Here is an 11,224-nt window from a genome sequence, read left to right on the forward strand (position 1 = left end):
AATCCCAACTTCGCTATTGACACCCTATCTCCTTGACACAGCAAGCTCTAAGAAAACGCTGGCTCGTTTCCATCCCTAAAGGCAAAAACCCAGCCCTTGGGGCTGGGTCAAAGGCGCTATGCTGACCAGTTCAGACCGCTTGCGAAACTAGGTCATTTTGGCGCTGCTTCAGGGAACGCAAATACTCCGCTGCCTGGAGAGCTGCTGCGTTTCCCTCACCGATGGCCTTGGCCAGCTGCCAGGGCCGTCCGGTGATATCGCCGGCAGCAAAGACTCCCGGCAAATTGGTTTGTAGGTTTCTATCAACCACCACCGCCTGGTCCTGAACCTGCACCCCGAGGAGCAGCTGACCCGGCGGTTCCGCATCCCGGAAAATGAAAACTCCATCCACCGGTTGCAACCCCTCTTTGGTCACCACCGCCTCCAGGTACCCATTGCCTTCAAAACGCAATACCGGGATATGGCTCAAGGTAACGTTGGCCGGTAAGGGCTGGGGTTGGCGCCGGTAACGCACAAAATAGTGGACGTGATTGGCCACTCTCGCTAGATACTCGACTTCGCTTTCTGCCTCTTGGGTGTACCCAATCACTGCTACGTTCTTCCCCCGGTAGAGGGGCCCATCACAGGTACCACAGTAACTAACCCCCCGCCCGACAAACTCCCCTTCCCCGGGCAGCATCTGACTATAGGCAACCCCAGTAGCCAGGATCACGGAACTTGCCAGATAAGCAGTGCCATCCTTGCCCAAGAGAGTGTATCCTTGGTCAGCAGGAAAGATATTAGTTATTTTGTTGCGGGTAATCTCAATCCCCATAGTCTCAACATGCCTGAGGAACTGTTGTCGCAGCTCTTCCCCATTGATATGAGGAAAGCCTAAGTAGTTGTCTACTATCGGTGACTGATGAAGCTTAAGGCTGCAGAACTCCGTCCCAAAGAGAACAAAATCTAGCTTGCGGATCTTGGCATTAATCGCGGCCGACAATCCTGCGGGTCCACAGCCAACAATAGCCAGGTCGTACTGCGCAGCATGCATGGTTCGGTCACCACCTAAAAAGTCTCTGGAGTCTAAAGAAAAACCGCTGACACTGCAGCGGCAACCAGCCAGAATCTCACTTCCTGTAGCTAGGTCAGTTTTCCAAACAAATTAATAAACCGAGATTGAATATCATCAATTGGCCGCCCCGCCTCAAGGTCCCGGGTGACACAATCCACCAAATGGGTGCTCAGAAGCACCGTTCCCGCCTTGGCGACCGCGGCCTTCAACGCTGCCATCTGGGTGGCAATCTCTTCACAACTGCGCTCCTCTAAGATCATCTTCTGAAGGCCCCGAGCCTGACCCTCAATCCGTTTCAGCCGGGCAATCAGGTCATCTCGGGCCGATTCAGGAGGAGCAAAATTCTTGCTTGTCTGCACCATATCGCTTCTCTCACTTTCTCCTCCAGTTGTCATCACACAGGTGGGTCCACCGGGTAACCGATGGACCCCAAACCGCTACCCTGATAACTTTCCCTAAGCAGTTACCGATAGCTGCCGCTCCAGTCTTTCCACAATTGCCTGCTCAGGCATTGCACCCACCCACTGATCGACCAGCTCGCCATCCTTGAAAATCATCATCGTCGGAATGCTCATAATCTGAAACTGGGATGCAGTATAGGGATTTTCATCGACATTCAACTTAGCAATCTTGGCCTTACCCGCGTAGGTCTGCGCCAGCTTATCGACGATGGGTCCCACCATCCGACAGGGACCACACCAGGGTGCCCAAAAGTCAACTAGCACTACGCCTTCAGCTTCCAAAACTTCAGAGTTAAACTTATTGTCAGTGAGCTCTACCGGCATGTCTTTCCCCCCTGATTAATGTATGCAAATTCCAAAGCGATAACCGGACCTAGGATCCCGACAAGATACCTTTACGTCCAGTCTGTTACCAAGCCCTTCGAACCACAACTTACCGTTCCCAATAGTCCCAAGGTGAGGAACTGTACGGCCTTGCCAATCATGCACCAGGAACGGGCCCTGCCGCTAGTTCGAGCCACAGTGGAGCACCTCCCAATTCAACGGACCTTGGATCTTACCACGCAAGAGTGACTCCCAAACCTCCTATCGGGTACGGTACCCCGTAGGGTATCCCCTGTGACAATCTTAGTATATGTCGTAGGTGAGAAAATGTCAACACCAAAAGCTCAAATTTCTGAATTGGTGGTTGGAAAGCGAAAAAGGGGAGGTTGGCTATCACTATTGGGTAGCCGCCTCCCCTTTCCAGGCCCAAGAAGTGTTAACGTCCAATCAACCTGTTGATCAGATTAGACAGCACTGCCTTATCGGTAAAGGGTGCCAGGTGCACCAGGAAATCTCCATCCAACTTCTCGATCTCAATTTCCTCCAACATCCGGGTGATGGTATCCCTGTCCAGGAAGGGTGCCAAGCCCATCAGCTGCTCAGGGTCCAGCTCCCCCTCCACTGCCTGATTGACAAGATAACTTAAGGTCTCTTGACTGAGAAAGGGCGCCAGCTGCCTCAGGATGTGCCAGTCCAGGTTACCTTCCACAACCTCACGGACCAGCCGGTCTAGGTGCCCTCTATCCAAGAAGGGCGCCAACTGGGCGAGTTTTCTGTAATCCAGCTCACCGGCCACGGTCTGATCAACCAGGCGGCCGAGGCTTTCCCTGCTGAGGAAGGGCGCCAAGGATTGGATAATGTCCCAGTCTAAGCTGCCTTCCGTTACCCTTTCCACCAATCGATCCAGCTGCTTTCTATCGAGAAAGGGTGCTACAGCCCTGACCATCTTCCCGCTCATCTCCCCATCGGCAACCTTGTCAACCATAGCAGCCAAGGTTTTCTTTCCGAGGAAGGGAGCTAGGTCACGGATCACCTCAAACTCAACGTCGCTATCCTTAAAGTGGCAAACTAGCTGATCCAGCGTTTCCGAGCCGAGAAAGGGAGCCAGGCGTCGGATAAGTTCAGTGGTCAATAAATTACGATCCAGCTTTTCTGTAACCCGATGGAGGTCACTGGCCTTAATCATCGGTGCCAGCTCAGGCAGATCCTCTATCTTCACTTCGCCGGAGTTTACCAGTTCCGCAACCCGCTCCGGTCGGTTCTCCGCTATTTCCGTTACTATGGTTCCCAGCCCTGAACCCCGATCCTCCTGGACTTCACCGCCATGAAGGAGATCATCCACCGTCGTTTGGAAAAACTCTGCAATCAAAGGCAGCGTTCCAATATCCGGCAAAGACTCTCCCCGTTCCCACTTGGAAACCGCCTGGTGGGTGACGTTCAGTTGGTCGGCCAGCTCCATTTGAGTTAGATCCCGTTCCTTGCGCAGTCTGGAGATATAGGCTCCAATTTTCCGGAGATTTAGCATCTCCCCATCCCCCATTTCCCTTTGAATCTGACTAAGTACAGTGCCCACTGTCTGGTGTCAGGATAACACGCTGATCCCTTCAGGGCTATCAACGGGTGGTTGAGTTCCCATATTTCCCCACTCAACTGCCGGTAGAATCGGCAGCAGCCTAAACCATAGCTTCCTGCCAAGGGCCCAGGTTATCGATGATTTGCAGCGCCCAATCTACCTCTGCGATCATCCCAGAGGCATAGCCACGGGCAGCCCTCTCATCGTCTAAACAGGCGATCCACCCACCCAGGGACCACAAGGGTTGGCCAGCCATCACCAAGGGAAGGGCCCATCGCTCAGCAACGGACAACCTCTCGGCAAGGCCGGAATCATAGGCATCGACCACACTTCGGAGCTTGCCTAACCGCTCTTCGGATTTGTTTGCAAGCTCCCAGGAAGGTGATCGGATTGCCGTCCTCTACGACTACATTGAAGGTAGGGAACCGGAGGTTGATAGTGATATCGAAGCCATCGGCAAGCAGACTGGCCAGCTCCACAACCTGATGCAAGAGTATAGGGGGTCCCCAATAGCTCACGCCAAGCCCTTTTTCATCGACCGATACATCGACCTCCTAAATCGAAAGGGTTTCGACAAAACCAAGATAAGGATGCTGTCGGAGTATGGCGACGCCCTATGGAAAACTGCAGCGAACCTTCCCCGGGGATTTTGCCATGGCGATTACCATGCCGGGAATATGCTCCGTACCGCTGATGGCAGATACGTGCTCTTTGACTTCGACGCTGCTGCCGATGCCTTCCCAGTCTTTGATGTGATGCTGATCTGCGACAGCACCGATTACTTCCGGTTCGATGTGTCTGGATACGAAAAAACCCAACGCATGGTTGAGCGCTTCTGCACTGGATACACTCAGCAGCGACAGATCAGCGATGCCGAGCTTCTGGCAATCTACGATCTAATCGCGATTAATCACTACCAACTGCAGGCAACTATTATCGAGTGCCTCGGGCTTGACTCCGTGGGCCACGCCTTTCTTGATCAGCAGTTCCACTGGTTGATGCGCTGGAGGGAAGTCTGCGTCCAAAGGGGCAGATAGCAACAGCTCTTGGATTTCCTTGCAGGAACTTCCCCGGCGATACTCAATTCATACAGTCTTGGACGTAGACCACTAGGTAACAGATCGAGGAGGTATCGGAACCAGCATGTTACCCGAAGGACAGTCGATGAAACTCCTTCTAGCATGGGCGGCTAAAGCCGTAGATACCGATGGGAAGATAATCGAGATCCAAGCTCTTCGCGCCAATGCCAAGGAGCGAGGACCCTGGCTCTTGCGCATCAAACACCGGCGCGGAACCATTGATGCGGTACTGAAGATTGGACCTGCCGCGACCTCGGCTTATCGCATTACCGATGTTACGATGCGGGAGGCCTTTGCCTGCGAGGCTGCCGGCCTCACCTTTGCCGAGGAGCACGGAATCCCAGCACCTCGATTGCTGGCAGCGGATCTTGATGGGACTGAAACGGGAGTATTAGCAATCCTATCAACGGCCTTGCCAGGTACTCCTAGACCCCCGGACGTGACTTCCCTGCGAAGCCTGGGAGCGGCTGCAGCCAAGTTACATGGCATTCCCCTATCGCCACGCCCGAACTTGCCACTGCGGACCCGTCCCCGGCAGGGGGAAGACTTCATCACCGAGCGCCGGTGGGCAGCCCGCTACCAGGCGGCTTCACCATCCGAGCAGGAGGAAATTCTCACCGAGGTGCTGAGCCAACGACCGGGATGGTCTGAGGATGGAACTAGAGAGAAACTGATGTCAATCGACACCACACCACTGATCCAAAGAGCAGAGGAACGACTCAAAGAGCTCCATGTGCCCGTTGACCAGACGGTGTTTGTCCACTGCGATCTCGCCATCGAAAACGCTGTGTGGGACAAGGGTACCGTCGTCGGAATCATCGACTGGGAAGGGGCAGGCGCCGGCCACTATGGCGTGGATCTAGGTAATCTCCGGCTTGAGGGGGCGCTGCATTTCGGTCTCCGGGCCGCCCATGAAGCACTTGAGGGGTGGCAAGAGGCAGCCGGTAGGGAAGCTGAGAATCTTCCGTACTGGGATCTCGTTGCCGCCCTGAATACCCCCACAAGCCTGGCTGGGTGGGCCCCGACGGTACCGGGGGCTACAGAGCGGCGGGACGAGTTCCTGCGGGCTGCCCTGGCTCAATTGGACAGGATATAACTAGCCCCGAAACTAGCCCGGGGACCACCCAAGCGCTATACGCGAAAGGCGGTGCCCCTGGTTGATGTCTCAATCTCTTAGAGAATTGGTCCGCCTTGGACGCCGTCGTTACAACGCTGGCACTGGGCATCTCCACAGTGAGTAATACCCGGATCCTCTCGGATCGCCTGGGTTGCTGTGTCCAGTGCCTGCCTCGCGGGCAGTACCCTCCACAGACTGCCTCCCACCTCTAACCGCTGCGTAAAGGGTGATAGGACCGCTTCGAACTTAGTAAATCCGTCGGAGCAGCCGCCCACTTCCGTTGCCATCGGGCTTCCCTGCAAATCATTGGCCCAACGCCGAAAGAGATTGCGTCCCGCCAACTTTTCAGCGAAATGCAGGAGGGTCATCCGGTCAAAGCCAACGCCCATCAGGACAACGAAGCCCTTTTCGTCAGCCAGCGCTGCAAAGGGAGCATAAACATCGAGGGGACGCTGATCCGCCACTATCCTTTCCGCTAAGGGTCCAAGAGCAGTAAAGGAACACAAAGGATGATTGCCTCGAACCCGAGAGGGCATGCTCAATACCGCCTCTGGAATTGCTCCCATGTCTTCCCGGTCCAACTCATTGCTGGCAGGGGTAAAGATCAAATCGACCCCACTGGTCCTTCCAGGATATACCTTGTAATCCCAGCCGTTTCGAGCGGGCCGATCATCGGCTGGAGGAGGAACGGCATACCTCCAGGAGAAGGTCGGCACCAAAATAGTGCAGCCTTGGTTCAAAAAACCCTGGATGATTGCCTTGGCTCCCCCTTCCACCCAGCCAAAGGAGCGCAATGAGGAATGGATACAAACGGGCTTGCCCGACAAGCCCAGCTTCTCTATAGCTAGCGCAATATCTCTTTCCGTCACAAGCTCTGCCATTGCAGATCACCGCCTTTTCTTCGTCCCTTGCTACCTGTAACTTCCCTTGATAGGTTCTGAATCCTCGATTTCCTCTTCCCTACAACCTCCCCTGTATAGGCATAGGGTCTGGCGGTGATTTACCAGCCAAGTCCCGGGCATAATAACCCCACCGGGAGGGATTTCTATGACTGGTTTTTCGCTCATTCAAGCCTGCTGCCTAGCCCTGGGGATAGTACTGGCCCTACCGACGGTGGCCTGTGCCCATAGACCCTTAGATACCTCTGGCCCTGCCAGTCGTTCCCAACCCATTGTGGTCCCAGATCACAAGATATCCTGGGCCGCCTATTCCCAGTTGACTTACCCAGGAGAGGTCGACTACTACCGATTCACTGCGAAAAAGGGGGATCGAATCTCTGGCTCGATGCTGATTCCCAAACTAGACCGCCTGAAGAATTTCAGTCCGGCCTTTGCCCTGATCGGGCCACAGCTGCACCCGGCACCGGAAGACAAGGACTACCAGCAAATCCTCGACACCAAGGGTGACGAGGATGTCCTGGTCGCTGCCTACCAAGGCGACAAACCCAAAGTGATGTTTGAACCCTTTACCCAGACTCGGTATTGGGTAAAACAAGCCCTGAATATCGTTGCTCCGACTACCGGTACATACTATCTTGCTGTCTTCGATCCCACGGGGGACACAGGTAAGTATGTCTTCTGTATTGGGGATAAAGAGGTATGGCAAGCGCAGGATGTCCTGGCAATGCCCAGGATTTGGTGGCAAACCCGCATGTTCGTTGAGGAAAGGTGGTCAACGTATATTATCGTCGGTGCACTGCCACTGATGTCTTTGGCCATTGCATACAAGATTGGGTTAAGGATCAAGCAGCACTAATCTCAAAGGAGCTCTCCTCTGCACCATCGGCGATGCTGTTGGCCAGGGGCTTGTCCACCGGCTGTTGCGCTAGAAGACCTTCGCCCTGGACTGCTCAAGCCAACGTAAAATCTCTTCCGCAACTGCAGCGGGATCCTTCAGGGCCGTATTGATCCGACGGGAGACAGCCCGACGCAGCAGGCCAGCATCCTCCATGGCGTAGGCAATCATTGTGTCATCCCAGTCTGGTCTCTCTGTCAGCCGCCTCCTCCTAGTGGCATCATCGCAATCCAACAAAGCCCACTCCACCCCACGGCACCACCGAGGTAGATCCTCCTCCCCAACGTCCTCGGGACTAATGGGTGCAAAGAGCACGGGAGTCAGGCCGTTGCGATAAACGCAACGCAGGACCTCAAACCAGAGCTGGTTATAAGCTGGCCAGGTCGATGCATCGGTAAAGATGTCCTTCCCACAGAGATTAGATGCCGGGACTGCCAGCCAGTCAATATCAAAGGCTATATACTCCTTGGCAAGACCGACAAAGGCCTTCACAGCGCTGGACTTACCAGCCCCCGGCGCTCCAGTGACGATATATAATGGGTACGTCATCCTGTCCCATCCCCTTGGCAGGATTCCATCAATCCTTCCAGCCGCCAACGGGCATAGTCACTGAAGGCAAGAAGTTGCTCCTGGTCCCAATCCCTACCCCCAGTGGCTCTCTCTTCCTCCGTTACCGCATCTGCAGAGCGGTAAACCGCAAGGGCTTGCTGGATGATTGGATGGTATTCCCGGGGCAAGTGTGCCAGCCCCCATTCGCCGCCTTCATCCTTGCTGTATACCCTCTGACTATCTTCACTGCATAGCTGCAAAACACGGCAAAGGTTAAGGACGCCGTAGTAGGGTGACTCCAGAATATGATCCCCCTCCAAAATCCACTGACAGTCCGCCAGAACAGAAGCCATGAAGTGCTCCCAGCCCACCGCTCCAAAGACCTCTGCTATGGGCTTCCCAAACAGGCAGATTCCCCGCTGTAGGACATAGGTCAAGTGGGATAGCAGATCCGAATCTGTGCGTTCTTTGGTATAGTCAATTTCTCGCCGCAGGATTTGCTCGTGCCACTGGGAACTATAGTGCACCTCAAAGGGCGTTGGCACCGGCACTTTCTTGGCCACCTCTGCGGTGATCACACTGAGCTCGATGCTTCCAACGCTGGGCCTACCAATTGCATGGGTGGCAACCGCAACCCCTAGGTCCTCAGCCAATTCAGGTCCCAAGGGTTTCTTAACAACCACGATTAGATCCATATCGCTCTTGGGGCGGTAGTAACTTCCCATGGCCAAGGAGCCATGAAGGTAGATCCCAGTCAGCTGGCTCCCTAGTTGACTCCTCAGTCCTTCCACTAGATCCAACAGGAATAACTTTACATCGTCATCACAGCTTTCCCAATTTTGTCCAGACACCATACCACTCCCTTCAGGACCTCGGGACCGATGCTGGATAGCAAGCTAGGGCCATCCAGGTCCTTATTGGCCTTCTTTACCATTGCCGGACACAATCACCAAAGCCGATTCTTGTCTCGGCGAGAAGGTTGAAATTCGTGAAATAGAGAATAAGCTTATCGGTGCATATCTAGTGCATACTACTTTCTTGTTTGTAAATTCATCATAAATCTTTTAGGAGGACTGCAGCCATGGCCATGTCGCCCCGTCTGAGGCGTACATCCCAGGTTGAAACCGAGGAAACCGCCTATGTGAAGGATCGGAATTACTATGGAATTTTGATTGAAGGCATCTTGTTTTTCATTGCCTCAAACATCTCATTGCCGGCCACGGTGCTCACTGCCTTCGCCCGGGAGCTCGGTGCTTCACCGGTGATTATCGGGATCACTCCCTCATTGCTGACCATTGGTTGGCTACTTCCCCAGCTGCTCAGTGCCAGTTACGTGGAAAGACTGGAGCGGCGCAAACCATATATTCTCCTGATGAGTGGAATCCATCGCTCTTCCTGGCTGTTTCTCGCTGCGGTGGTTTTTATCTTCCGGGGTGTTGAGGCTGCATTAATGCTGTGGATCTTTTTAGGGATCATCTTTGCCTCCAGTTTATTTGATGGAATGTCGGCGGCAGCCTGGACCGATTTTGTCGCCCGAGTGATTCCCAACAACCGGCGGGGCAGCCTCTTTGCTACCAGAGCCTTTGTCAGTGGGTTCTTGGGTCTGGGTGCCGGTTGGTTGTCCAGCAAGGTTCTGGCTACCGGCAGCTTTCCTACCAACTTTGCCCTGTTGTTTCTCCTGAGCTTTTTCTTCTACGGCTGTAGTTGGGTGACCTTTGCCTTTGCTACCAAGGAACCCCCGGCTAAGAAGTCGCCCCTGGCGGGAGGATTTATTACCTATTGGCAAAACGTGCCGAGAATCTTCAGATCCGACAGGCGATTTCTCAGCTTTATCATCGCAATGACCTTGCTCACCTTAGGAACCATGGCCTTGGCCTTCTTTACCGTTGCCGGCCTGGAGCGTCTAGACTTGCCCACTTCCTATGCCGGGCACTTCACCATCCTAATGACCGCGGGGCAAATACTGGCCACCACCTTCTGCGGCCAATTGGCAGACCGTTACGGGCATAAGGTCAATTTTATCTTATCTGCCCTCGCCTGTGGTACAGCCGTAACACTTCCGCTGTTCCCGGCCAGCTTGAACCTGTATCGAGCCGCTTTCCTGTTCCTGGGGGCTTCGATGGCCTTCACCGGCGTCTCCCGGTTGGCGATTGTGATGGAATATGCTCCGGAAACCATGCGGGCCACCTATGCCGGGATTCTAAATACCTGGTTGGCTCCCATCACTTTATTAGCCCCTGCCATCGGAGGGTCATTGGCAGGAGCCTTTGGTTACAACGCCACTTTCATCGGGGCCTTGGCAGCCAACGTCCTAGCTCTCCTTTGGCTTGTCTTTCTGGTTCAAGATCCCCGCAAGGCACAGCAGCGGGAAGTCAACGGGTAGTACAAACCGTCGTACCATATCGTTCATGTCTAACGTGACCAAGAGGCACCCCTTTCCCCTTCGGGAGGAAGGGGTGCTTTTCATTGGAGATAGCCAATGAAGAAAAAGAGGATAATTCCACTTGTGGGGAAGTTAGGTAACCAGGAAGCAAAGTACAATTTCGAGGGTTCTTTAGGAGGGATACCTATGCGTTCAACCCCAATTGGACTGGTCTTGATGGACGACGAACGTCCCAGCGCTTATGAACCGAATAAAGAACTGAACATGCAGACGGTACGACGATGGGCTGAGGTAATTAAGCAAGAACTGGTCAACGTCGATGGAACCGCTCCTGAAATCGTCGTTGGCTCCGACACCATTACCGATGTGCGGATTGCACAAAGGGTGGGCGAGGAGCTATCTAGGGCCGGCTGTAAGCAGGTAATCATGTGCTACAACGTTTGGAATTTCCCCTTCTTGGCATGGCCCTTCCTCAACTCCATTGGCAGAGACATTCCTGTCTTAAGCTTGTCCAACAACAACGGGAAGTTCCCCGGCAACGTCGGGCTGTTGGCCACCGATGGAGCACTGCGCCAGGCTGGCATCCGCACCCACCGCATCGTCGGCGATGTCGACGATCCCGAAACAGTTGCCGATGTAATTGACTGGCTCAGAGCCAGCCAAGCCGTTACTACCATGCGCAACGAGGTCTTTGGAATCTACGGCGGACATTCCATGGGAATGGAAACCGGCTTCTTCCATCTGATTCCGACGGTAAAGACCTTGGGAACCACCGGTAGGCAGGTTGACCAGCTGCTTCTCACCAAGGTGATGGAAACCGTCGACCCCCAGGAAGTTGACAGGGGAATTGAATGGTTTGAGTCACTGCTGGGGGATCGACTGTTGTACGA

13 protein-coding genes are annotated in these 11,224 nt (G+C 54.2%); 5 read left to right on the forward strand and 8 right to left on the reverse strand.

Annotated elements, in window-relative coordinates:
* Nucleotides 1-130: 130 nt before the first annotated feature.
* The 5 genes from GX030_06400 to GX030_06420 all read right to left on the reverse strand — a co-directional run bounded on the left by GX030_06400 (nt 131) and on the right by GX030_06420 (nt 3,740).
* Nucleotides 131-1,033, reverse strand: a complete 903-nt coding sequence (locus GX030_06400; GenBank protein NLV92005.1) for an FAD-dependent oxidoreductase — start codon at nt 1,031-1,033, stop codon at nt 131-133.
* An 89-nt stretch (nt 1,034-1,122) separates the two neighbouring features.
* Nucleotides 1,123-1,416 (reverse strand): metal-sensitive transcriptional regulator, encoded by a 294-nt coding sequence (locus GX030_06405; GenBank protein NLV92006.1) that lies wholly within the window; start codon nt 1,414-1,416, stop codon nt 1,123-1,125.
* Nucleotides 1,417-1,509: 93 nt separating this feature from the next.
* Nucleotides 1,510-1,839: a thioredoxin gene (trxA, locus tag GX030_06410; protein ID NLV92007.1), complete on the reverse strand. Its 330-nt coding sequence runs from the start codon at nt 1,837-1,839 to the stop codon at nt 1,510-1,512.
* 436 nt (nt 1,840-2,275) lie between these two features.
* Nucleotides 2,276-3,364 (reverse strand): helix-turn-helix transcriptional regulator, encoded by a 1,089-nt coding sequence (locus tag GX030_06415; protein ID NLV92008.1) that lies wholly within the window; start codon nt 3,362-3,364, stop codon nt 2,276-2,278.
* Between the two features lie 148 nt (nt 3,365-3,512).
* Complete coding sequence (locus tag GX030_06420; GenBank protein NLV92009.1) at nt 3,513-3,740, reverse strand: hypothetical protein; 228 nt, start codon at nt 3,738-3,740, stop codon at nt 3,513-3,515.
* A gap of 10 nt (nt 3,741-3,750) precedes the next feature.
* Between GX030_06420 and GX030_06425 the strand changes: the two genes are divergently transcribed.
* Together GX030_06425 and GX030_06430 are read left to right on the forward strand one after the other, a co-directional pair.
* The gene (locus GX030_06425; GenBank protein NLV92010.1) at nt 3,751-4,449 is read left to right on the forward strand and encodes a phosphotransferase; all 699 of its coding nucleotides are present in this window, start codon (nt 3,751-3,753) and stop codon (nt 4,447-4,449) included.
* Nucleotides 4,450-4,555: 106 nt separating this feature from the next.
* A complete protein-coding gene (locus GX030_06430; GenBank protein NLV92011.1) occupies nt 4,556-5,587 on the forward strand; it encodes an aminoglycoside phosphotransferase family protein in 1,032 nt (343 codons plus the stop codon).
* A 77-nt stretch (nt 5,588-5,664) separates the two neighbouring features.
* Here the strand turns inward: GX030_06430 and GX030_06435 are convergent, their stop codons facing one another.
* On the reverse strand, nt 5,665-6,489 hold the full coding sequence (locus GX030_06435) for an AAC(3) family N-acetyltransferase (protein NLV92012.1): 825 nt from the start codon (nt 6,487-6,489) through the stop codon (nt 5,665-5,667).
* A 166-nt stretch (nt 6,490-6,655) separates the two neighbouring features.
* Between GX030_06435 and GX030_06440 the strand changes: the two genes are divergently transcribed.
* Nucleotides 6,656-7,363 (forward strand): hypothetical protein, encoded by a 708-nt coding sequence (locus GX030_06440; protein ID NLV92013.1) that lies wholly within the window; start codon nt 6,656-6,658, stop codon nt 7,361-7,363.
* Nucleotides 7,364-7,432: 69 nt separating this feature from the next.
* On the opposite strand, the gene GX030_06445 is transcribed toward GX030_06440, so the two are convergent.
* Nucleotides 7,433-7,951, reverse strand: a complete 519-nt coding sequence (locus GX030_06445) for a hypothetical protein (protein NLV92014.1) — start codon at nt 7,949-7,951, stop codon at nt 7,433-7,435.
* Nucleotides 7,948-8,805 carry a DUF4111 domain-containing protein gene (locus tag GX030_06450; GenBank protein NLV92015.1) on the reverse strand — a complete coding sequence of 286 codons (858 nt, stop codon included), beginning with the start codon at nt 8,803-8,805 and terminating at the stop codon, nt 7,948-7,950. The genes GX030_06445 and GX030_06450 overlap by 4 nt, the downstream gene beginning before the upstream one ends.
* Before the next feature lie 227 nt (nt 8,806-9,032).
* Between GX030_06450 and GX030_06455 the strand changes: the two genes are divergently transcribed.
* Entirely contained in the window at nt 9,033-10,334 is a 1,302-nt protein-coding gene (locus GX030_06455; GenBank protein NLV92016.1) for an MFS transporter, read from the forward strand.
* A 186-nt stretch (nt 10,335-10,520) separates the two neighbouring features.
* Nucleotides 10,521-11,224, forward strand: a 704-nt coding sequence (locus tag GX030_06460; GenBank protein NLV92017.1) for a hypothetical protein, incomplete at its 3' end; no start/stop codon positions are given.

Source organism: Bacillota bacterium, from assembly GCA_012727955.1.
Lineage (GTDB): Bacteria > Bacillota > Limnochordia > DTU087 > JAAYGB01 > JAAYGB01.

What these genes read in the sequence shown, in the direction of transcription:
- GX030_06435 (NLV92012.1), bottom strand. Translation starts at nt 6,489, where the DNA reads ATGGCAGAGCTTGTGACGGAAAGAGATATTGCGCTAGCTATAGAGAAG.
- GX030_06455 (NLV92016.1), top strand. Translation starts at nt 9,033, where the DNA reads ATGGCCATGTCGCCCCGTCTGAGGCGTACATCCCAGGTTGAAACCGAG.
- GX030_06415 (NLV92008.1), bottom strand. Translation starts at nt 3,364, where the DNA reads ATGCTAAATCTCCGGAAAATTGGAGCCTATATCTCCAGACTGCGCAAG.
- GX030_06445 (NLV92014.1), bottom strand. Translation starts at nt 7,951, where the DNA reads ATGACGTACCCATTATATATCGTCACTGGAGCGCCGGGGGCTGGTAAG.
- GX030_06430 (NLV92011.1), top strand. Translation starts at nt 4,556, where the DNA reads ATGTTACCCGAAGGACAGTCGATGAAACTCCTTCTAGCATGGGCGGCT.
- GX030_06450 (NLV92015.1), bottom strand. Translation starts at nt 8,805, where the DNA reads ATGGTGTCTGGACAAAATTGGGAAAGCTGTGATGACGATGTAAAGTTA.
- GX030_06400 (NLV92005.1), bottom strand. Translation starts at nt 1,033, where the DNA reads ATGCATGCTGCGCAGTACGACCTGGCTATTGTTGGCTGTGGACCCGCA.
- GX030_06405 (NLV92006.1), bottom strand. Translation starts at nt 1,416, where the DNA reads ATGGTGCAGACAAGCAAGAATTTTGCTCCTCCTGAATCGGCCCGAGAT.
- trxA (NLV92007.1), bottom strand. Translation starts at nt 1,839, where the DNA reads ATGCCGGTAGAGCTCACTGACAATAAGTTTAACTCTGAAGTTTTGGAA.
- GX030_06440 (NLV92013.1), top strand. Translation starts at nt 6,656, where the DNA reads ATGACTGGTTTTTCGCTCATTCAAGCCTGCTGCCTAGCCCTGGGGATA.